Source organism: Nitrosomonas aestuarii, assembly GCF_003046585.1.
Taxonomy (GTDB): domain Bacteria; phylum Pseudomonadota; class Gammaproteobacteria; order Burkholderiales; family Nitrosomonadaceae; genus Nitrosomonas; species Nitrosomonas aestuarii.
The window spans coordinates 102,942-124,397 of record NZ_QAAE01000003.1 but is presented as its reverse complement, the minus strand read 5'-3'; the positions used below and the strand labels follow the sequence as shown (position 1 = coordinate 124,397).

The following is a 21,456-nucleotide window of genomic DNA, read 5'->3' as shown; positions in this document are numbered from 1 at the left end:
ATCAAATAGAGCAAGCTGTTGTTTCGGTGTTATTCCGCCAATGGCCGTGTTAGGTCGTTCATGAGAGGGTGTTTAGAATTCTGTGTCAACCTGCACTACAGGATATCCTGGTACTTAACATTACTCGCGCCGTGCAATTGAGCGTGGACATCGGCAGTCACGTCATCAGTGATACCGAACAATCTGCGCCACAGACGATGGGCAATGTATTTGTTGTGCTTGAAGAAATCGGCGCTATTTCTTCGCAAACATGTGACCCGATGAAAAAAGCCGTCGGTTTCAGAAATATTGCGGTGCATCAGTATGAAGCAAACGACTGTAATGTCATTTATGCTGTTTGCGAACAATCGGTAACCGGCTTTCGTCAGTTTGCACGTTAAATCAGTCAGTATGCGGGTGGGTGATTGACGCCCTGTAACTGCCCACCCTGATAAATCACGCAGTCGTTTTATCAAAACTACAACACTCTTTTAATCGTCCCGACAACCGTGCGACTGCGACAATAACAACAGCATGCAATTTTTTGATTTCATCGCTGGGTTATTACAACGCTTTAGCTTATAATTTAGCGCTTGATATTATAGGCATAGCGTACTTTTAGCCCCCGGTCTGGTTCTTATCACCCATAAAACATTATTTAAATAAATACATTTCTTCACAATGAATGTCCGGAATAGCAATAGCACCGTAACAATGGCTGATGACTTGTTGGATTAACAAACGGCAACAAACACAATCAGGCGCTGAATATTAAGCATGAAAAAACAAAAAAATTGCTCTTTGCGTTCGCTTAACTATCTGATCATATGTTTTTGCATTTCTTCGAATTTAATTGCTGAAGACGTTGTCATTAAACCCCGCCAGAAACCTGTCACCATCAAAGCAGATCGTGTTGAAGGCATTTATGAGCAGGAAATGGAAGCAATCGGAAATGCGCAACTATGTTATGGCGATAATACGTTGACAGCCGATCGAATGAAATATTTTCCATCGACCAATGAAACCGAAGTAACAGGAAACATTCGTCTGGACAGAAAAAACGATTTCATTCAAGGCAATTATCTCAAACTGAATCTGGATACAGAGATCGGTTTTCTCTCCGATCCCCGTTACACCATGAAAGAAGGCGATGGCCGCGGCGCCGGCGAAAAACTGTTATTCGAAGGAAAAAACCAGTATCGCTTGAAAGAAGGCAGTTATACGACCTGTCCTGTCGGTGATGAGGACTGGTTTATTCTGGCGGATGATCTGAAAATCGACAGTGAAAAAGAAGTCGGTGTGGCGCGTAATGTCAGTGTACGTTTCAAAGGCGTACCCATTTTGTATACTCCGTGGCTGGATTTTTCTTACAGTGGCCGCCGTAAAACCGGTTTTTTAGCGCCTATTGTTGGCCATACTGCCCGCAGTGGCGCCGATCTGGCCATACCGTTTTATCTCAATATCGCACCGAATATTGACGCAACCATCGCGCCGCGTGTCATGTCGAGACGTGGTTTCATGGTCAATAACGAGCTGCGCTATATCGGCGAAAACGTCCACGGCCAGTTCCTTGCGGATGTATTGCCCAGAGACATTGATTCGCATGAAACACGTTATGGTGTTTCATTCCAGCATGCGCAGTATTTAGGGCACGGCTGGCGCGGTCAACTTGATTATAACCGTGTATCAGATGATCGTTTTTTACGCGACCTGTCCAACAATCTGTCGCAAACCAGCCGGACAAACCTGCTGCAGCAAGCCGGCATGTTTTATCATGGCGCATTAGGCCATGATGGCACGTTAAGTGTTTCTGCAATTGCGCAGCGTTTTCAGACTTTGCAGGACCCCTTTGTTGATCAGAATTTTGATTTACTGACAATTTCACCTTACAAACGTTTGCCGCAAGTAACCATGAATGCGATCAAACGCAATGTAGGGGGTCTGGATTTTGCGATGAACGCAAGCTGGAGCAATTTCGCACATCCGACCCGTATTGATGGCAAACGGCTGACCATGTTTCCAACGGTCAGTCTTCCATTTCGCAATTCCTATGGATTCTTGACGCCCAAATTCGGCATGCACTATACCAATTATGCGTTGTCTACTGCTGCGGGTAATGCGGGCAGCAATCCGGACCGCCTGATACCGATCGTCAGCCTGGATAGTGGCGTTATTTTTGATCGCAATATGAGTATCAGGGGCAATAACTATATTCAGACGCTTGAACCACGCGCTTATTATGTTTATGTACCGTTTGAAGACCAAAGCTTTCTGCCTAACTTCGATTCGGCTGAATCGGATTTCAGTTTTGCACAAATGCTGACGGAAAACCGTTTCAGCGGCAGTGACCGTATTAACGATGCAAACCAGATTACCTTAGCGCTGACTTCACGCTTAATCGAGCCTGCGACCGGTATTGAACGATTGCGCGTCGCTGTTGGTCAGCAGTTTCGTTTCAGGGATCGCCGCGTGATTCTGGATTCATCACAGGTTACCAGTCGCAAGGCAGATTTTATCGCCGCGCTTTCCGGTCGTCTGACACAGGAAATCAGTACCGACCTTAATATACAACTGGATCAAAGTGAACTGCGTACGGAAAAGTTTCGCGGCGGCATCAGTTATCGGCCGGAATTAGGCAAAGTCATTAATCTGGGTTATCGTTACACACGTGATGTCCGTGAACAGATTGACATCCCCGTGAACCAGCTTAATACAGCCATCAAACAGGTTGATACTTCTATACAATGGCCGTTTTTTTCAAACTGGCATACGGTGGCACGCGTCAATTATTCGTTACGGGACGACCGGTTACTGGCGGGGTTAGCGGGTTTTGAATACATTTCCTGTTGTTATAAGTTCCGCGTCGTCGTACAAAAACTCACGACAGCAACAACGAAAACGACAACGGCCGTTTTCGTGCAACTCGAATTGAACGGTCTGATGGATATTGGCTCTAATCCACTACGCATTCTGGAGCAAAGTATTCCTGGCTATGCAAGTATTTATTGAAATTTAAACCCAATTATTATTGAAAAGATCGTTGCTTTCTTTGTTACATTTATGAAAAAAAGAAACATCACTATTTACCCACTAATCGCATTTCTTTTTTTGCTTTCGGTAAGTCTTGCGGCAGAAACAATGACAGATGTAGAAATGGAAACAGAGGCATCCATTTCTGACAATATCAATGATGCACCTGATACCGACACTGAAATCCCCGATCAAATGCCGGCGGCACAAGACAAAATCGTTCTTGACCGGATCGCAGCTATCGTGAATGAAGAAGTCATTACCCAGAAAGAACTGGATAATGCCGTCACTACAGCCACTCGAAATCTGATGCAGCAGGGCATAGAACCACCCGAGCCGGATTCAATGCAAACACAGGTGCTGGAAACACTTGTCATCAAATCCATACAATTACAACATGCCAAGGAAATCGGCATGTCTGTCAGCGACAGCGAACTGGATGAAACTATCCAGCGTATTGCTGACGAGAACAAGCTGTCGATACAGGAATTTTATTCAGTGCTCGAGCAGGACGGCATCAGTTTTAACAAATTTCGTCACGAAATTCGTGACGAAATTATCATGGCCAGATTGAAGGAAAGACAAATTACCAGTCAGGTCAATGTAACAGAAGGCGAAATCGATAATTTTCTGCGAACCCAGGAAACTTCCGCTGTCGGCAATGATGAATATTTGCTCGCGCATATTCTGATTTCGGTGACTGAACATATGGACAACACACAAATCCATGAAAAAAGCCAACGTGCCGAACTGGCGTTGGAGAAACTGCAGGAAGGCGCTGACTTTGCGCATGTCGCCGCCGAATTTTCGGATGCACCGGATGCCATGAACGGCGGGGTACTGGATTGGCGTCCCATTACGCAAATGGGTCCCACATTTGCCCAGTTGCTCTCGCCACTGGAAATAGGAGAAATCACACCTGTCGTACAAAGCCCTAATGGATTTCATATCTTTAAATTGCTGGACCGACGCGAACAGGAAAACAAAAATGTCGTCATCGACCAGACGCAGGTGCGTCACATTCTCATCAAGGTTAACGAATTAACTTCAGAAAGTGACGCACTAGAGCAGATAACTGACCTGAAAGCACGCATCGATAACGGTGCCAATTTTGCAGAAATAGCCAGACTGCATTCTGAAGACGGCAGTGCTTCATCAGGCGGTGATCTCGGCTGGCTCTCACCCGGCAATACCGTTCCGCCATTTGAAAAAGCCATGAATGCATTATTGCCGGGACAAATCAGCGATCCGGTTAAATCGCAGTTCGGCTGGCATTTAATACAGGTGATTGAACGCAGAACACAGGATGTCAGTAACGAGCATCAACGCGAAACCGCCCGCAAGGCGATTCGTTCAAGAAAAGCGGAAGTTGTCGTTCAGGAAATGCTGCGTCAGCTCCGTGACCAGGCTTATATTGAATACCGGGCTGAAGACATTTGATGTCTGCTAAAAATTTACCGACCATCGCACTGACCGCGGGTGAACCCGCAGGCATCGGCCCCGACCTTTGTATTCAGATTGCACAGCAGTCATTGCCTTGCCAGCTTGTTATCATTGCTGATAGGCAATTACTGGAACAACGCGCACAACAGCTCCAAATCCCCATAAAACTGACTGATGCCGCCACGGCAACACCCAGCTGCCATCAGACCGGGCATTTACAAATTTTCCACCTGCCAACGGCGCAGACTGTGACTGCGGGTATTTTAAACACAGCCAATGCACCTTATGTTCTCGATACATTGCAACATGCCGTCAGCGGGTGTTGCCAGAACCGGTATGACGCACTGGTTACTGCACCTGTTCACAAAGGCATCATAAACGATGCAGGTATCACGTTTACCGGGCATACCGAATATCTGGCAAAACTCACAGACAGTCAAGTCGTAATGATGCTGGTTGGCGGCGGCATGCGGGTAACACTTGCCACCACCCACCTGCCGCTTAAGGATGTCCCTGCCGCAATTACGCGCGAATGCCTGGATAGCAAGCTGCGGATTATTCATCATGATTTAATTAACCGGTTTGGAATCTCCCGTCCACGTATTGCAGTTGCCGGCCTGAATCCACATGCCGGCGAATCGGGTCATCTGGGCCGGGAAGAAATCGACATCATCATTCCGGTACTGGATCAACTGCTTGAGGAAGGCTTCCTGCTCAGCGGTCCACTACCGGCTGACACCTTGTTCAATCCATCGCAACTTGCGCACTATGACTGTATTTTCGCCATGTACCATGACCAGGGATTGCCGGTACTCAAACATGCAAGTTTTGGCGCCGGCGTGAATGTAACCCTCGGATTGCCGATTATTCGCACTTCTGTCGATCACGGTACCGCACTGGACCTGGCCGGCACCGGCAATGCGGATGCCGGCAGTCTGCTTACCGCCATCGAAATGGCAATTACGTTAGCAGCCAACACAAAAAACAAAGAAAAACAAAACAAATCTGCAACGCATGGCACATAAAGCCCGTAAACGTTTTGGTCAGAATTTTCTGATCGATCAGCAGGTCATATCAAGCATTATTGATACCATTCACCCGCAGCCGGATGACCGCATGGTCGAAATCGGCCCAGGACTGGGTGCCTTGACAAAATCTCTGTTACAAACGCTTAATCACCTGATTGCCATAGAATTGGATCGGGATATTGTTGAAAAATTAAGAAAAGACTTTTCACAAGAAAAACTGACTGTGTATTCTATCGACGCGTTAAAGTTTGATTTTGCTATACTGGGCGGCAGTCTGCGCATTATCGGCAACCTGCCTTATAACATATCAACCCCTCTGCTCTTTTACCTAAGTCAATTCTCAGAATCCATTTTGGACATGCATTTCATGCTGCAAAAGGAAGTCGTCGAGCGCATGGTTGCCAAACCCTCCACTTCCGATTATGGCCGCCTGTCTGTCATGCTGCAATACCGATTTCAAATGGAACAGATATTTAATGTCTCGGCAGAATCTTTTCATCCTGCGCCTAAAGTCGAATCAGCTATCGTGTATATGCAACCCATTCAAAAAAAATCGTTAACAGCAATTGATGAAACGCTTCTGTCCAAACTCGTCGCTGCCGCATTTTCACAACGACGCAAAACGTTACGAAACACGCTGGCAACTTTTCTCACAAAAAAAGATTTCACGTATCTCGAAATCGACCCAGGTTTACGCGCAGAAAATATATCCGTTGAACAATATATTTCCATCGCAAATTATCTGGCTGAAAGCGCACAAAGTAATTGATATCAATTAGAAACCGGATGGATACATTGTCGAATATTCAAGGAGCCTCTAGAGGCATTTCGAAAGATAGCTGACGTCCTGAAACCTTTCATTATCGCCACACACCGGTAAAAAAACCAGATTTTCTGTCGCTTGTAGTATCTGGCAAAGCTGCTATGAAAACTGGCTCGGTGTATAACCCCACAGACGCCACATTTGACGGAACAATTCAAATTGCCAGGGGACTGGAGCCGGATTTTCAAAAAAGTTAAAACACTGCGGCTGCACACAAGTTGGACTGCTACCCAACGATGAATTGTCTGATAAGGCAACAATGCTGGAACAACATCTGCCACATTTGCTCGAGAAATTTCAGAGACGCGTGCGCTCATAGTCAGATTTGACAAACCAGCTAAACAATATGTTTATGGTGGCGCACTCTCTTCTGCGAATACAACAGCAATTTCAACCCTGCGGTTCTGTGCTCGACCTTCTGGATTATCTCCGCCTTCCTGTGTTTCATCTGAGACGAGTGGATGCTTGTTACTAAAGCCTCTGATTGTAATCCTGTCAATGTTTACACCACTTGATATAAGGGCTTCCGCCACCGTCCTGGCTCGTAATAATGAAAGTTTCTCGTTATACTTGTCACTGCCACGAGAATCAGTGTGCCCTTCCACATTGATACTGCTGGATACCATTTCTGGATTGTAAAGTACTTCGCTAATAATAAACAGTCTATCGTATGCGCGCTCATTAAGTACATAACTGTCAAAAGCAAAAGATATTTCAGGCAAATAAATTAATATACTGCTATCTGTTTCTTTAACACTAAAGCCTTTGCTGTTTAAAATACCATAGAGTTCGCTTTTTGAATTTTTGATTATGTTGTTAGCACATCCTGTAACAAGCATAATCAAAGTAAAACTGACAAAACTATATCTTGATAACTTTATCATGATCTCAAATAAATATTTATGACTTACTAATGAAACTGCTGCTCGCTGTATCAAACGTCCTAAATATTTATAAGCTTTAGCGCTATTTAAACGCCTCGATAGTGGATCAACTTCGTTTTCCCCCCAGACGAACGTTAGTATGATGCCATGTAGAAGCAAAATTCATGCATGAGGAAATCGTGTCCATCACATGGCAAGTCTTGGAAAAATTGATTATTAGAATCCTGTCACTTCACTTTGACAAATCTCCATTTCGTTCAGCGTTTGATGCAGATCATCTAGTGCAGAACCCATGATCAGACCGGAACAGCTATGAAAAAGCCATAATTTAGTGGCGATAGGTCGATGTAAATCACTACGCGCATGTACTTCAAAATCGCACCATGCCAGTACCGGTTGATCCTCAGCAAAACTGTCAACACATAACCAATTATCAGCGTTAAGAATCACCTCCAGACCACGATGTTTTTGCAATGACACGCGTAAAGCACCCTTTGTCCGCAATTGGGCAAGGCGTGCCCGGTTATAACAGGCCGCTTCAATTTTTTTAGGAAATATACGTAACGGTTTAGGTAACGACTTCATATCATTTAAGACAACATGTTTTATCCCTGTTCTTTTGCTTCCGTAATGGCGGTTGATCCACTATCCGGCTTGCCCTCAAGAAAAACACGGCTTGCAAGAATATCTTCCGGTTCGAGTGTCATCAGATCAGTTTTAGTCAATGCCTTCTTCGTACCAATGAATAACCGGTTAGCCTGGCGAAGTCGTGCACGATCAAGTGCATTACGAACTGAACGTGCGTTTGCAAAATGCTCCATTGTCATGCGCAAGCGGATGTATTTACCAAATGCTTCTTCTCCAGCCGGACTCAATCGGTAATTCTGATCTGCTAACATCAACTTGGCAATTGCAACTAATTCATCTGCGTCATAATCCGGAAAATCAATATGGTGCGCTATGCGCGAACGCATACCAGGGTTACTGTGGAAAAATTTATCCATCCGGTCTTTATAACCAGCCAGGATTACGACTAAATCCTCGCGGTTGTTTTCCATCGTTTGCAACAGTATTTCAATGGATTCCGCACCATAATCACGTTCGTTCTCTGGTTTATATAGATAATAAGCTTCATCAATAAATAAAACACCTCCCATTGCTTTTTTGAGAACTTCTTTGGTTTTGGGGGCGGTGTGACCGATATACTGACCGACTAGATCGTCGCGTGTGACAGAAACAAGATGGCCTTCACGTACATAACCTAATCGGTGAAGGATTTCGGACATGCGTAGCGCTACAGTTGTTTTTCCGGTTCCAGGATTTCCGGTAAAACACATATGCAAGCTGGGGGCGCCCGCAGACAAACCCATCTGTTTGCGAACGCGATCAACAAGCAACAGTGCCGCGGTTTCACGTATGCGCGTTTTCACGGGCTTTAAGCCAATCAACTCCCGATCCAGTTTGTCCAACACTTCTTTGATGTTGGATTTGCGAAATTCCGCATCTAAATCAATTTGTGAATCGTCGGATGAAGTTTGTTTTTCAGATTGCTTGGACATGTGCTTGATCCCTTGTTTGAGACTTCATAGAATAGACACAGGAAGCACGCATCAATTCAAATTGATTTGGTTTATTGTGTCAGTCAAGTTTTTTATCGAAAATACAACAAATTATTCATTAATCTAAAACGATCGCGCAATTTACGAATTCTCTCTCTTCCGCTTCGAAGAGAGAGAACACCTGATTTTAGTAACGCTCGCCTTCAGGCTTATCAGTTGCATAAGAATGTATACTGTAACTTACACTCCTGCCTGCGCCTTCTTGTCGCACCAGACCAAAGCCTGGTTCTTTTTTCGGTCGATTAACAATATATGACATTGTCGGACTCTCTACGCCGCGTAAAGAGTTAAATGCTGTGACGCGGATATAGTGATTTGGAAAAGTTTTACGGCAACTGTTGATTTCCATCAGAATTCCAGCAGGATCTTTCAAATCAAACATGGGGTTGCCGAACATTTCCCAATATGTGTTACGTGGATGGGGGTCATCGGTATATTCAATGCCGATTGCCCAGCCATTTTTTAGCGCATATTTCAACTGTGCCGAGATCTGCTTATCAGTCAGTGGGGGTAGGAAAGAAAACTGTCCTTGCGTAAGCAGATTACCTGTATTGGTCATCATAATAGTTTCTCCTGAATATGATTAAACACTTGCGGTAGTGGATGGTACAAAATCAGCCGTATCGGTGGATTCATAGTTGAACGTAATATCTTTCCATGTCTCCAGTGCCTGTTTGAGCGGCGTACACGATTTAGCAGCATCTGCAAGTATCTGCGGACCTTCTTTCACGTAGTCACGACCCTCGTTCCGTGCCAGAATCATGGCTTCAAGCGCGACGCGATTGGCTGTTGCTCCAGCTTGTATGCCTTGAGGATGGCCAATGGTACCGCCACCAAACTGCAACACCACATCTTCACCCAGATAATCAATGAGTTGATGCATCTGGCCTGCATGAATACCACCTGAAGCTACTGGCATGCATTTATTCAGAGATGCCCAATCCTGATCGAAGAACAATCCATGCTCCAGGCTTTTCTCAGTACGTGTTTCACGTAAAGTATCATAAAACCCCTTGATCATGAGTGGATCGCCTTCAAGCTTGCCAACAACAGTACCTGCATGAATGTGATCTACACCGGCCATTCGCATCCATTTGCAAATGACGCGGAAATTCATGCCGTGATTTTTCTGACGTGAATAAGTTGAGTTACCAGCGCGATGCAGATGCAATATCATGTCATTTTTGCGTGCCCATTTAGCCATTGATTGAATCGCGGTATAACCGACCACCAGATCAATCATGACAATGACGGAGCCCAGCGATTTGGCAAACTCTGCACGTTCATACATATCTTCCATGGTTCCGGCCGTGACATTCAAATAATGCCCTTTAACTTCACCGGTGGCTGCCGACGCCTTGTTTACGGCTTCCATGCAATACAGAAAACGATCACGCCAATGCATAAATGGCTGAGAGTTAATGTTTTCATCATCTTTCATGAAGTCTAAGCCGCCTTTGAGACCTTCATACACCACGCGTCCATAGTTGCGACCTGAAAGACCCAGTTTCGGTTTAGTTGTAGCGCCTAACAATGGGCGGCCAAATTTATCTAAACGTTCCCGTTCAACAACGATACCGGTTGCTGGACCCTGAAATGTTTTGAGATAAGCAACCGGAATGCGCATATCTTCCAGCCGCAGTGCCTTAACCGCTTTGAAACCAAACACATTACCGATAATGGAAGCAGTCAGGTTAGCAATTGATCCTTCTTCGAACAGATCCAGGTCGTATGCAATGTAAGCAAAGTATTGCGCCTCGTTATCGGTACCAGGACCAGTATTAGGCACAAGTTCAGAACGATAGGCTTTAGCACGATATAACTCGCATGCAGTCAACCTGTCTGTCCACACTACAGTCCATGTAGCTGTGGAGGATTCGCCCGCGACTGCCGCCGCTGCCTCTTCATGATCAACCCCTGCTTGCGGTGTAATCCGAAACATTGCAATAACATCGGTGTCTTTGGGCTTGTAATCGGGTTCCCAGTAGCCCATTTTTTTATACGGAATGACACCTGACTTATAACGCTCTTTACCTTCTTTCATAGTTTGAGAAGCCATAATTTTTATCTCCAGAATATTTAGGAAACCCACTGTATATACATTTTTAACAACGAGATCAGCGTGCACACCGGATCAATAAAAAAGCATCCTATAGCGGGCTTCAGGTATCATGCACTATTATATGCATTTATAATAGTCATAGTTTTCTATGTATACTATAGATTATAATCTATGATATGGAGGGATCACGATGCGTCATAGCACTTTGCGCCAACTTGAAGTCTTTGAAGCAATCGTTCGTTATGGTAGTTACACGCGTGCTGCAGAAGAATTGTTCTTGACCCAACCAACAGTGTCCATGCAAATCAAGAAGCTAACTGATGCAATCGGCTTGCCACTGTTCGAACAAATTGGCAAAAAAATTTACCTCACTGATGCGGGAAAAGAACTGCATGAAATGAATCAGGATATTTTCAAACGTTTCGAGCGTTTTGAAATGATTGCTGCAGATATGAAAGGAATGAAGACCGGCAAACTGCGACTTGCAGTGGTAACAACGGCCAAGTATTTTGTACCGCGATTACTTGGCATGTTTTGCCGCAAATATCCTGGAATTGAAGTTTCTCTGAAAGTAAGTAACCGCGCACATATTCTGGAGCGTTTAGCCAACAATCAGGATGATCTTTATGTTTTGGGACAACCCCCTAAGGAGATAGATGTGATTGCTGAAACATTCCTGGAAAATCAGCTGGTCGCACTTGCATCGGTTGATCATCCACTCGCCAGTGAAAAAGGAATTACAGCGAAGCGCATCGTCAAAGAGTCGTTTTTATCCCGCGAGTCTGGTTCCGGTACGCGCATAGCTACTGAACGTTTTTTTGCTGACCTGAATCTGAAACTCAAAGTGAGAATGGAACTGGGCAGTAATGAAGCAATCAAACAGGCCATTATTGGAGGATTGGGCATATCAATCCTGTCACACCATACTATTGCGCTGGACGCACCTGCGGGGCAGTTCGTTGTGTTGGATGTAAAAGGCTTGCCCATTAATCGCCATTGGTATTATGCCTATCCAGCAGGAAAGCAGTTGTCGGTCGTGGCGCAAGTATTTCTAGAATACTTACAGCAGGCATCACAACTGTTGACCGATGTTTCTTGCCACTATGCGAGTACCGGTCACTGTCCACTGTTACCCAATCAAAACCAGAAAAGTTCAAATCAATTCAGAATCAAGAATGTATCGTCAGACTCGTGATTTATGACAAAATATTTCCGATTTGTTTTCAGTTACATTTTATAATCCTACAATTACAAGAACGCTTGAGGAATAAATCTCATGGCATACAATGAATATAAAATACTGCATATTGCAGAAGGTGGTCTGGGCACCATTTTTTTAGGCGCTTCAGGTCTGCCGCTTAAAAAGCTGGAAACAATTCTCAATAAAGAAGCCGCTGACGGTTGGCAATTGGTATTTCAATTGGTTGAACAAAAACGCTTTATGTTATTCTGGAAGCGTGAAGCCGTCATCATCACGCTCGGCCGTTAGCGCACGAGACTGCAGGCATTACTCATGGTATCAAGCGATGAAGCACTTGAAGAAGAAGAACGTCTGCGTAAACTGATTCGTGCATTACCGGATGACAAGCGGTTTGCTTTTCATAAAGAGGCAGAAAAACAGTTAAAAGACCCGGATACTTATGCAACCTTAAACTATCTGTTCATTGCCGGTCTTCACCATTTTTATTTAGGAAAATGGATACGCGGTTTTTTCAATATTGCCGTTTTCCTGGCAGGTGCGATAATGTTGTTCACTCCTCTGACCATCGTTGGCATTTTACTGATTATCATCATCACGGTTATCGAATTTTATGCGCTTTTCAAATCGCAGACTATTGTTCAAGTTTACAACAACTGCGTCTCGGAGAAGATATACCGCCAAATAATCAAGAAATAAAAATACCTCTGATATGTTAGAGCGTCTAACACGGCTTTGATTTCAATCAGAAACTGATCCGCACACCCAGATTAAACTGACGCCCTCTGCGGAATTGACGTGTCAATTCGCCACCTTGTAAAATCAAAACATCATCATCCAGTAAATTTTGCATATTCAGGCGAACTGACAACCATTTATTAACAGTCTGGTTATATACAAAATCCAGTTGGTGGAACGGTTCCTCATATTTATCAGGCGCACCCAGCAGACCGGCCGAGACAATACGCTTACTCGCGATGTTATACAGCAGTGTTGCCTGCGTTCCCCAACCGGGATTTTCATAGCCGATCTGGAAATTGAAAATTTGCGCAGAATGCCCTTGGAGCGGGCGATTATTTGTCGTTTGCGCTCCCAGATTCTGAGCGTTCAATTTCACATTGGAATCCGACCAGGTATAGTTCCCACCTGCATAAAAGTTTTGCATCACAGGATGGATAAAACCTAAATCCTTGAGTAATTCCACTTCAAACCCAAATACTGTTGCTTTGTCGGCGTTCTGATAAGTCTGCAATCCGGCTGTGCCTGGTAATGTCACCAGCTCGATCGGCTGTGTCAGGTCTTTCCAGAAGAAACTCGCCATCACTACCTCACTCGGAGACATAAAGTACTCCCAGCGCACATCGAAATTGGTGATATCCGTTTGTTGCAAATTCGGATTACCGGTTGTTTCCTGATTGGTATTCAGATCGGTAAAAGGTGCCGGCGACAATTCTCTGAAATCCGGTCTTGAGATTGTCTGGCTGAAGCCGGCGCGCAATTGCTGCTTATCGGATATCATCCAGGTGGCTGTGGCCGAAGGCAGCATATCCGTACGATTGATTTCACTTGTGACTGACTGATTCGAGTTGGCAACATTTTGGAATGTTTCGACAAACTGGTCATTCTTTTCCCATCTTGCACCCCCTGTAATATTGACACGATCATATAGTGCAAGATCCACTTTCCCATAATAGGAAAACAGTTTCTGTGACGCATTATAGCTATCGGTTGGACGCGTAGTGTCACGTAGTTGGAAACCATTCGATCCGATATTCGACGGTTGAAGAATGGATTCCAGTGATGATTGTCGCAAAACAGCCGGATCTGAACCGCTCGGCCCTACCGGGAAAAAAGCAAAACGCTGAATACCGGATTTGCGTGTTTTGTCCTGAAGAATGAAACCGCCGTTTAATGTAACCTTATAATCCTGAAAAAATTCTAAAGGCAATTTGGTATCTACGCGCCAGCTTTCATCTTTATCAGTCAGATCACCAAAAGAAATCTGGTTGCTATCCGCTCTTCGGGATAATGCAAAGTTGCCATCGGTTAATTCATCAAAACGATAGTCCCGTGTATTGGGTTCTTCCCGGTTTGCAGTTGCATTAGTATACAACCAGTTAATCGATAAATCCTTTGCCCAGTCGAACCGGTGATCGCCACCGACCTGTTGCATAAATAATTGGTTGGAAAAAAACCGCAGTTTTGTTCGACGCACATCGGTAACCTCGGCATCGGTAAAGCCCTGACTGATTCGGGCCTCATCGACCGCCTGACGCAGAAACATGGTTCTGGTGAAAATCCGGTGATTATCCTTGTACTCCAAGTCCGCCGCCACATAACCATTCAATTCCATAGTACTTAGCGTACGTCTGGTATCGAAATCCTGAATCAGCCTTAAACTGTCATCTGTCGTTGTTGGGGTGTATTCCCGATTGATTTCATTCTGATTTCTGAATTGCTGATTCCAGCCACCGGCAGCGATATAACCCGCCCTGAAATTGCCCATGTTAAACACATCTCCCAACGCCGCCTGAAATCCGGCATCAGGTCCCTGTTTTTTCTCCGTTACATCCCATACACCTGAGATGTCTTCGCCGAAGGATTCAATTTCTGCAGCTGTAAAGCCGCCAGGATTAAAAAGCGTTTGAGGTTGTATGGTTCCGCCATTGGCTGTCGCTGCAGCAATTGAGCCGGGGAGATCACGCGCGCCATCATCAAAACTCAGAAAATCGATGCCGCCGCCTTTGTAAGAAAGTCCGTCAGCAAATGATGTATTGTCATTAAACCCGGTACTCGCGCTCAGATTAAAGAAAAACTCGTCCGGTATGCCGCGCGTACGCATTTCCAGTGTCCCGCCCGCGAACTCACCCGGGCGATCTGCTGAATAGGTTTTTTGCACCAGTACACTGTCCAGAAAATTCGTGGGAAAAAGATCCAGCGGCACAACGCGACGAGTTGCATCCGGACTCGGAACCGCAGCACCGTTTACCAGTGTCGATGAAAATCGTTCACCCAGGCCGCGAATAAAAATAAACTGACCGCCGACGAGCGTTAAACCGGATGCTCTGCGCAATGCACTGGCAACATCCGAATCCCCGCTGCGGCTGAATTGTTCGGCGCCCAGGACCGTTGTCACTTCGGTCGATGTTTTTTGTTCTTCCATTACAGAAGCCAACGTACCCGCCAGATGGGGTTCCAATACTACATATTCAGCCAGTTCAACACCTGCAGGAGTCAAGCTGAAGGCTATTTCAGTCGTCTGATTAATGATAATCTCAACTTCATCCTGGGTCTGACTGCTATAAGCTGGATGCAGTAACGAAACACTGTAACTGCCGACTGGAATCGTGGCTTCCAGCCTGCCTTCATCATCGGTTCTGAGCTGCTGCCGGAGACCACTCACAAAAACCTGTACATCTTTAACCGGTCTGTTTGTTTCTACGGAAAGCACTTTCACACTGATCACGCCATCGCCTTCAATGATTTTTTCTTCCGCTGTCTCTTCAACACCTGCAACGGTACCAGTCACCGAGCTTTCAATATTCAGCTGCGGCACGCGGCCATCCGGATAAAAAGTCAGCAAAATCTGTACATTCTCAGCCGGCCGTAGCGGCAGATCAAATACATATGACTGGTCGCTTGTTGTCACTTTCATATGATATTCACCCGGCGGCAGTTTTGCTGCCACACTGCCGTTGTCATTTGTTTTGATAGCCGCCTCGCCATCGGTGCGCCAACTGAATACGGAAGGTGAATCATTAATCAATTGCGTATCGGTTTTATCATAGTCCACACTGATGACTGTTAATTCGGCATCCACAATTGGCAAACCTTCCTGAAACAGGTGAATTGAGAATTCAGCCAGTTCCGGTTGTTCGGTTTCTCCCCATGCGTAAGCGCAAAACAAACCGACCAGCATCCATACAGCCAGACAGGAAAGGCTTTTTTTGATTTTGTTTTTAACCGTTTTTAAAAGGGTGTTCATGAGGAAAAATGATTGATCAGACTGCGGGTTATTGTTAGCTTAAGCGGCTTCCGATCATTAAGGAGATATATCTGTAATAAGTTGGAGGCAAACCGAATACGCTATGCGCCCGAGATGCAAAACAAACAACTGCTAAATACATTTCCATGGTTCTTCTTTACACACTTGCATCAAACGGCGCAGCTCCACGCCTTTTCTAAACAATTCGCTCTCGGACAAATGATCCAGGTGCTTATTGGCTTCGGCAAAACGACCACTTGAAAAATACGCGTATGCTAAGGCGTAACGTACATGCTGGTCTTCAAGCAGTCCCGTCCGGTACAAAGCAGACTCCATATTGGCGGCGCGTTCAAATTGCTTGAGCGCCAATAAAATTGACAAACGTTGCTTTAATTTTATTTTTTGATCCTGCACGCCTTCATTGAGCGTTAACGCTTTATGAAAGCGATTTGCCCGGCGGTAGACTTCCGCCGCTTCCGATAACAAATCCGGATTAAGCAATGCTGCCTGCTCAAGAATAAATGCCGCCGAATTGAGTTGCCCTTGATCAAGATAGGTATGTGCCAAAAGTTTTGCAACCATCTGGTTATTATTAAATTGCAAACGGGCGATTTCCAGAATATCCAGCGCTTCCTTGTATTGCCTGCTTAACCGCAGCGCGTTGCCTATCGCAATATAATCTTCTGCAGCAGCTTTCGATTGCGCAAGATATCGCCTCCCTAGCTGGGTAGCTTCATGAAACAACTGCAACTCCACGAAATAAAACACCTTGCGTCTGAGAAAGCCATAATCTTGCGGAAACAGGCGTATTCCTTCATTCAGAGCATTGATAGCAGCGGCCGGTTCTTCCAAGTGCCAATGGGCTTGTGCTTTTAAAGTAATTAAGTTGGCTTTTTCGGCATGCGCACCCGATTTATCGATGGCTTGAATCGTGCTTCGATAATCTTTAAGTGAATAATGCGCCTGTGCCAGATAAACAAAAATAACCGAATCCGCCTGACCGCTCTTCACCGCCGACTGCAAGCTGTCCTTCGCTGCATGAAAATCGTTCAGATTTAGATAAGCCAGGCCCTGCAACGTGTAGTAGCGCGACAGGTCCGTTTTTTCATCCTCCAGATCCACGCTCTGCAATGCCAACAAGGCACGGTCACTATGGCCGTCCCGCAACATCACTGCAGCCAATTCCATAAAATCTGTCTGCTGTGATTTGTTATCACCCGCCCACACAGACATACCTTGCAATCCCAGCCAGATAACGACACTAAGCAGGCAAAGGCTTCTGAAAAACGGAAATACGATACTAGGCACAGTTGTATTCAGCTCAATCAGGACAAGTCAAAGCGGATTCTTTGCTTAGCCCACACTTTGACGACATCACCTTGATATTTAGCCGGCTCGAATTGCCAGGAACGTATGCCTTGCAGGGCAGCTGCATCAAAAACACCGGACGGGTTTGATTCCAGCACCTGAACTTGATCTACCGAACCTTTTTCACTGACCAGTATCGATAAAACCACATACCCTTTGACACCGTTCTTTTTTGCCGAAGGTGGATATCTGAATGCACTTTGCGATATTGCTTTGGGCGGCACATCAACCAGATCGGCCGTCATTACCACATTACCCTTATTGCCGATTAACGAATCATCCAGATTACCAAGCTGTCCGGCATTAAAACCCAACAGCCCAAGATCAATTCCGGATAGTGCCGTATCGAGCCCGGTAAATGGCGCAGGCGCCTGACTTGGTGTAATGCGCCGCGGTGGCTCTACCTTTTTGATTTCTTTTTTTGGTTGCTCCTGGATCTGTTTGACTATACTGATTTCAGTGATTTCCTGCCCAGGTGTTTTGTCAACTTTGCCAATAAACTGATTCATGGCCAGAATTAAACTAAAAACCAGCACCGGGCCAATGAGCATTGAAAACGTTGCCGCCCAATGTTTACCATTGAATCCCTTTTGGTTTGTTGATGTCATTGTCGTGATTGTTTCCATAATTGATTATCCCGCTTCTTTTTTGGTTGCCACGCCTACACTTTCCGCACCAGATAAACGTGCCTGGTCCACAACTTCAACCAGCTTACCGGCAGGAACACCTTCATCCGTTATTACCAGAACAACTTTACTGGTGGATGTGCTTAATAAATCCCGCAGCTTGCTCTGTATCAGCCACATACGAACCGGTTCGCCATCCAGATATGTGTCGCCATGCTGATCCACAAAAAGCCGGATGGCTTTGCTGGATGCAGCCACCGCACTGCTCGCCTTAGGGCGTTCCAGTTCGAGCTTCATATCCTTTACAAAAGTTGTCGTAACCATAAAAAATATCAACAAGATAAAAACAATATCAATCATCGGACCGATATCAATGGTTGCATCGGTTTCTATTGGATCGTCGTGATATTTCATGATGAAGAACCTTTTTCCTGATTAGCCAGGTGTGATGACTGAGTGAATGGGGTTGGCTGTGTGCACAGCAGTTCTCTGATCTGTAATAGCTCCCGCTCGATTTTTTGTTGCTTCTTATGCAGCATGCTATGAATCAGCATACCGGGAATTGCGACTGCCAATCCTGTCTGGGTGGATATCAATGCCTGCGATATTCCGCCCGCAATACCGCCAGATTGAGTGAATAATGACATTGATCCCAGCGAATCAAATGTTTCAATCATCCCGATAACCGTTCCAAGCAGTCCAAGTAAAGGGGATACCACAACAATGGTTTTGGTCATGACTGAAAATTTTTTGATTTCTTTTAGATAAACATAAAAAAATTCATCAAGGTAGCGCCGCAGATTGTTAACGCCTCTATTACGTAAAGCAAGTCCCTGCTGAACGGCCTGTTCAACGATATTGCGGGGCGATTGATCGATGTTTTGACTAAAAAAATCGAGCATGTCATGAATTGACATGGAACGCTTTGACTTCATCGTCCAATAGCGGTACCCCAGTCCATACCAAAGCAGCAGAGCGCACAAAAATAACGGTGGCATGACAAAGCCGCCGGCGCCGAACAGCTCCTTAATCAACAGAATGTATTCATGCAGATTGACAGACACTGATTCGTTTCCTATCTGGATGGATGACCCAGGGCTGGTGTCATGTTGCTAGCGGATAATTCTGCAGAACTTGTCTGTAAGTCCGACATCGGTGCGCCAAGAAAGGCATTGGTCACTCTGAGCGCCGCATGTTCCATATCGCGTTTAATATTTCTTGCCCAGGCTGACAATACTGAACCTACTAATAAGGCCGGAATAGCCACAATCAAACCGAGTTTTGTTGTCACAAGTGCTATGGAAATGCCGCCGGACAGCAGTTTGGGGTCTCCGGTGCCAAATTCGGTGATGACGTCAAATGTCGCTATCATTCCGGTAACGGTTCCAAGCAGACCCAGCAGTGGAGAAACAGACGCGATCACTAAAATGGCGGAGCCAAAACGATCCAGCACGCCGGATTCGCGTAATATCGCTTCATGCACAACACTTTCCATATGATCGCGGTCATCTTTCAGGTGACGCAGTGTGTTGGACAGAACACGGGTTATTGCAGCAGACCCCGCTTCAGAGCTTTCTTTGGCCGCTTCCAGATCACCAGCGATCACCTGCTGTACCACCTGGTCAGAGAGTGCGTGCGTATTTGAACTGTTGGCACGCAGCAAATAAATTCGAATGCATGCCAGTAGCAACACGAATCCACCAAGTCCGACAATCACCCAGCCGATAATGCCGCCCGAATGGATAACTTCGATGATGGTTTTTTCAGCCATTTCATCAATGGCCTGGGTGCGCGATTCGAAGAGAAACAGCTGTAGTAATTCTGGCTGCTGGTTTTTACTCAGTGCTATCGCGCTATCCGCACTGGGTTCTCTCCAGATTTTAAAATCACCACCACCTGCCGGGACCAGGCTGCCGCTGCCTTCTGGACTGACACCATAGGCAGCGATGTTACCTAAACGAATAATTTCACCTTGAGTCTGTTTGCCATTTTCAAGAAAGAAGGTGCCTTGTTCGGTCTGGATCATACCGAGTTCCCGAATCAGTGATAAAGCCTGATTAAATATATATCCCACTTTAGTAGGGTCAGCCCCACGCATCTCCATTAATGACGCAGGTACTGTTATTTCGTGATTTTTTAGTGTCGCTTCCGCCTGTGCATACGTAATTTCCAATGCATCACTTCGTTCAAATACCGCTGCTTCGTCCCGTTCCGCTTCGGCCAGCAATGTATTCAGTTGATCAATCTTAGCGGAACGTTCAATGGAACCGCGTTCGAGTACACTAATCTTATTGCTGAGACCGCGCTCTTCACTTTGTATACTCGACTGATATTTTTTCAAACGTTCGATCAGTTCTCTTTTCTGTGCCTCAAGAAATGCATACTCGCGTTTATAAGCGGTTTCCAGGTTTATTTTTTCCTGTGCAGGTGATTGCTGTTGCGAATTTGTAGCTGCTGCAGGCGTCGGTCCGTTTGCCGGCGACACCGTCTCTGCATTTACTGATTCCTCAGCATGGGTTGAAACTGAAGCAAAAACTATAACAGCTGAAAACGCCAGCGTTAAAAACAACAAAAAATTCTTTTTCATTTTCTGAGTGGATTTGGTAATTCAAAATAACCTTGACGAATTTGTTTTTTTAATGCGTCAAACAGCTTTGCAATACGCTCGATGTCACCCGTTGCATTGATCGCCTCAAATTTCCAGCCATGCTCATCCGATTGCCTGGCTACCCCTGCCCTGTTGTCCCGGGTCTGAAAGAAAAGAAATACTGTTCCCAGCTTTGCCACATCTGCGAGCACTTTCTCTCCGTCCAGTGAGATAGTTTGTTGATAAAGACCATTTTCTTTGCTCAAACGAATTTCATCTTCAATTAATGCCCATGCCTGATTAACTGCTTTATTCGGATCAACCAATTGATTTTCTATATTGTTCACAAGAGATTCAATGGCCTGGATGCGATCATCTACTTTGAATGGGAACCCGGTCAGCACATATTGTTTATAGCTCGCCAGCACTTTCAGCAAAACAGGTTTTAACTGTTCACCGGAATGTTCTGCCTGCGAAGATGCTTCCGATAGTTTTGCAAGTGTGTGCTCGAGTTTTTCGATAGCCGTTTTTTGCCTTCTTTCTTCCACACTCAAATCTGCTAACTGGGACGATAAAGAAGTAATTCTGCTCGCGTGCTTTTCTTTCTCAAGATCAAGTTCAGTCTGAAGCGATTCAACCTCGCCTCGTATCTTCGCTAAAGATTTCGCCAGGTTTCCAAGATTGGCGGCGTCTACCACAGCCATCGGTGCGAGCCATATCGACATGCTTAGCACGAATAAAAGAAAAGGAGCCTTCCACGAATATTTCAACATAATTTTTTTATCAGTAACTTATAACGCAATCAAACAGCCATATATGTTGTA

Annotated in this window: 20 protein-coding genes; 8 read left to right on the top strand and 12 right to left on the bottom strand. The window is 45.3% G+C overall.

What is annotated here, in order from left to right:
- Positions 1-68 precede the first annotated feature (68 nt).
- The 5 genes from hepT to rsmA all read left to right on the top strand — a co-directional run bounded on the left by hepT (position 69) and on the right by rsmA (position 6,249).
- Positions 69-380, top strand: coding sequence for a type VII toxin-antitoxin system HepT family RNase toxin (hepT, locus tag C8R11_RS03725; RefSeq protein WP_107794534.1), 312 nt, complete (start codon positions 69-71; stop codon positions 378-380).
- Positions 381-756: 376 nt separating this feature from the next.
- Positions 757-2,988 carry an LPS-assembly protein LptD gene (locus C8R11_RS03720; protein ID WP_107794533.1) on the top strand — a complete coding sequence of 744 codons (2,232 nt, stop codon included), beginning with the start codon at positions 757-759 and terminating at the stop codon, positions 2,986-2,988.
- A gap of 51 nt (positions 2,989-3,039) precedes the next feature.
- Positions 3,040-4,449: a peptidylprolyl isomerase gene (locus C8R11_RS03715; RefSeq protein WP_244907536.1), complete on the top strand. Its 1,410-nt coding sequence runs from the start codon at positions 3,040-3,042 to the stop codon at positions 4,447-4,449.
- Positions 4,449-5,477 carry a 4-hydroxythreonine-4-phosphate dehydrogenase PdxA gene (gene pdxA, locus C8R11_RS03710; protein ID WP_107794532.1) on the top strand — a complete coding sequence of 343 codons (1,029 nt, stop codon included), beginning with the start codon at positions 4,449-4,451 and terminating at the stop codon, positions 5,475-5,477. Before C8R11_RS03715 ends, pdxA begins: the two co-directional genes overlap by 1 nt.
- Complete coding sequence (gene rsmA / locus C8R11_RS03705) at positions 5,467-6,249, top strand: 16S rRNA (adenine(1518)-N(6)/adenine(1519)-N(6))-dimethyltransferase RsmA (RefSeq protein WP_107794531.1); 783 nt, start codon at positions 5,467-5,469, stop codon at positions 6,247-6,249. Before pdxA ends, rsmA begins: the two co-directional genes overlap by 11 nt.
- Positions 6,250-6,653: 404 nt before the next feature.
- Here the strand turns inward: rsmA and C8R11_RS03700 are convergent, their stop codons facing one another.
- The 5 genes from C8R11_RS03700 to C8R11_RS03680 form a co-directional block, all read right to left on the bottom strand.
- Complete coding sequence (locus tag C8R11_RS03700) at positions 6,654-7,187, bottom strand: OmpA family protein (RefSeq protein ID WP_107794530.1); 534 nt, start codon at positions 7,185-7,187, stop codon at positions 6,654-6,656.
- A gap of 216 nt (positions 7,188-7,403) precedes the next feature.
- Positions 7,404-7,772, bottom strand: coding sequence for a hypothetical protein (locus C8R11_RS03695; protein ID WP_107794529.1), 369 nt, complete (start codon positions 7,770-7,772; stop codon positions 7,404-7,406).
- A gap of 20 nt (positions 7,773-7,792) precedes the next feature.
- Positions 7,793-8,746 carry a CbbX protein gene (cbbX, locus tag C8R11_RS03690; RefSeq protein ID WP_090701603.1) on the bottom strand — a complete coding sequence of 318 codons (954 nt, stop codon included), beginning with the start codon at positions 8,744-8,746 and terminating at the stop codon, positions 7,793-7,795.
- 187 nt (positions 8,747-8,933) lie between these two features.
- Positions 8,934-9,368 (bottom strand): ribulose bisphosphate carboxylase small subunit, encoded by a 435-nt coding sequence (locus tag C8R11_RS03685; protein ID WP_090701601.1) that lies wholly within the window; start codon positions 9,366-9,368, stop codon positions 8,934-8,936.
- A gap of 21 nt (positions 9,369-9,389) precedes the next feature.
- Positions 9,390-10,865 (bottom strand): ribulose-bisphosphate carboxylase large subunit, encoded by a 1,476-nt coding sequence (locus C8R11_RS03680; RefSeq protein ID WP_244531927.1) that lies wholly within the window; start codon positions 10,863-10,865, stop codon positions 9,390-9,392.
- Positions 10,866-11,058: 193 nt separating this feature from the next.
- Here C8R11_RS03680 and C8R11_RS03675 point away from each other — a divergent pair, with 193 nt between their 5' ends.
- The 3 genes from C8R11_RS03675 to C8R11_RS03665 all read left to right on the top strand — a co-directional run bounded on the left by C8R11_RS03675 (position 11,059) and on the right by C8R11_RS03665 (position 12,765).
- The gene (locus tag C8R11_RS03675) at positions 11,059-12,063 is read left to right on the top strand and encodes a LysR family transcriptional regulator (protein WP_107794528.1); all 1,005 of its coding nucleotides are present in this window, start codon (positions 11,059-11,061) and stop codon (positions 12,061-12,063) included.
- An 81-nt stretch (positions 12,064-12,144) separates the two neighbouring features.
- Entirely contained in the window at positions 12,145-12,357 is a 213-nt protein-coding gene (locus tag C8R11_RS03670) for a DUF4177 domain-containing protein (RefSeq protein ID WP_090701595.1), read from the top strand.
- 24 nt (positions 12,358-12,381) lie between these two features.
- Entirely contained in the window at positions 12,382-12,765 is a 384-nt protein-coding gene (locus C8R11_RS03665; protein ID WP_090701593.1) for a TM2 domain-containing protein, read from the top strand.
- Between the two features lie 46 nt (positions 12,766-12,811).
- Here the strand turns inward: C8R11_RS03665 and C8R11_RS03660 are convergent, their stop codons facing one another.
- From C8R11_RS03660 to C8R11_RS03630, 7 genes are all read right to left on the bottom strand, one after another.
- The gene (locus C8R11_RS03660) at positions 12,812-16,051 is read right to left on the bottom strand and encodes a TonB-dependent receptor (protein ID WP_107794527.1); all 3,240 of its coding nucleotides are present in this window, start codon (positions 16,049-16,051) and stop codon (positions 12,812-12,814) included.
- Between the two features lie 132 nt (positions 16,052-16,183).
- Positions 16,184-17,359: a tetratricopeptide repeat protein gene (locus tag C8R11_RS03655; protein WP_244907535.1), complete on the bottom strand. Its 1,176-nt coding sequence runs from the start codon at positions 17,357-17,359 to the stop codon at positions 16,184-16,186.
- A 17-nt stretch (positions 17,360-17,376) separates the two neighbouring features.
- Complete coding sequence (locus C8R11_RS03650; RefSeq protein WP_244907534.1) at positions 17,377-18,045, bottom strand: energy transducer TonB; 669 nt, start codon at positions 18,043-18,045, stop codon at positions 17,377-17,379.
- A gap of 6 nt (positions 18,046-18,051) precedes the next feature.
- Positions 18,052-18,459, bottom strand: coding sequence for an ExbD/TolR family protein (locus C8R11_RS03645; protein ID WP_090701589.1), 408 nt, complete (start codon positions 18,457-18,459; stop codon positions 18,052-18,054).
- Positions 18,456-19,109 (bottom strand): MotA/TolQ/ExbB proton channel family protein, encoded by a 654-nt coding sequence (locus C8R11_RS03640; RefSeq protein WP_244907533.1) that lies wholly within the window; start codon positions 19,107-19,109, stop codon positions 18,456-18,458. Before C8R11_RS03640 ends, C8R11_RS03645 begins: the two co-directional genes overlap by 4 nt.
- 11 nt (positions 19,110-19,120) lie before the next feature.
- Positions 19,121-20,632 (bottom strand): MotA/TolQ/ExbB proton channel family protein, encoded by a 1,512-nt coding sequence (locus tag C8R11_RS03635; RefSeq protein ID WP_107794525.1) that lies wholly within the window; start codon positions 20,630-20,632, stop codon positions 19,121-19,123.
- Positions 20,629-21,405, bottom strand: coding sequence for a DUF3450 domain-containing protein (locus tag C8R11_RS03630; protein WP_107794524.1), 777 nt, complete (start codon positions 21,403-21,405; stop codon positions 20,629-20,631). Before C8R11_RS03630 ends, C8R11_RS03635 begins: the two co-directional genes overlap by 4 nt.
- Positions 21,406-21,456 lie beyond the last annotated feature (51 nt).

Excerpts from the sequence above, each read along its gene's own strand:
- C8R11_RS03695 (WP_107794529.1), bottom strand. The coding sequence starts at position 7,772 with ATGAAGTCGTTACCTAAACCGTTACGTATATTTCCTAAAAAAATTGAA.
- pdxA (WP_107794532.1), top strand. The coding sequence starts at position 4,449 with ATGTCTGCTAAAAATTTACCGACCATCGCACTGACCGCGGGTGAACCC.
- C8R11_RS03675 (WP_107794528.1), top strand. The coding sequence starts at position 11,059 with ATGCGTCATAGCACTTTGCGCCAACTTGAAGTCTTTGAAGCAATCGTT.
- C8R11_RS03715 (WP_244907536.1), top strand. The coding sequence starts at position 3,040 with ATGAAAAAAAGAAACATCACTATTTACCCACTAATCGCATTTCTTTTT.
- C8R11_RS03650 (WP_244907534.1), bottom strand. The coding sequence starts at position 18,045 with ATGGAAACAATCACGACAATGACATCAACAAACCAAAAGGGATTCAAT.
- C8R11_RS03720 (WP_107794533.1), top strand. The coding sequence starts at position 757 with ATGAAAAAACAAAAAAATTGCTCTTTGCGTTCGCTTAACTATCTGATC.
- cbbX (WP_090701603.1), bottom strand. The coding sequence starts at position 8,746 with ATGTCCAAGCAATCTGAAAAACAAACTTCATCCGACGATTCACAAATT.
- C8R11_RS03660 (WP_107794527.1), bottom strand. The coding sequence starts at position 16,051 with ATGAACACCCTTTTAAAAACGGTTAAAAACAAAATCAAAAAAAGCCTT.
- C8R11_RS03670 (WP_090701595.1), top strand. The coding sequence starts at position 12,145 with ATGGCATACAATGAATATAAAATACTGCATATTGCAGAAGGTGGTCTG.
- C8R11_RS03630 (WP_107794524.1), bottom strand. The coding sequence starts at position 21,405 with ATGTTGAAATATTCGTGGAAGGCTCCTTTTCTTTTATTCGTGCTAAGC.
- rsmA (WP_107794531.1), top strand. The coding sequence starts at position 5,467 with ATGGCACATAAAGCCCGTAAACGTTTTGGTCAGAATTTTCTGATCGAT.
- C8R11_RS03680 (WP_244531927.1), bottom strand. The coding sequence starts at position 10,865 with ATGGCTTCTCAAACTATGAAAGAAGGTAAAGAGCGTTATAAGTCAGGT.
- C8R11_RS03665 (WP_090701593.1), top strand. The coding sequence starts at position 12,382 with ATGGTATCAAGCGATGAAGCACTTGAAGAAGAAGAACGTCTGCGTAAA.
- C8R11_RS03685 (WP_090701601.1), bottom strand. The coding sequence starts at position 9,368 with ATGATGACCAATACAGGTAATCTGCTTACGCAAGGACAGTTTTCTTTC.
- C8R11_RS03635 (WP_107794525.1), bottom strand. The coding sequence starts at position 20,632 with ATGAAAAAGAATTTTTTGTTGTTTTTAACGCTGGCGTTTTCAGCTGTT.
- C8R11_RS03645 (WP_090701589.1), bottom strand. The coding sequence starts at position 18,459 with ATGAAATATCACGACGATCCAATAGAAACCGATGCAACCATTGATATC.
- C8R11_RS03700 (WP_107794530.1), bottom strand. The coding sequence starts at position 7,187 with ATGATAAAGTTATCAAGATATAGTTTTGTCAGTTTTACTTTGATTATG.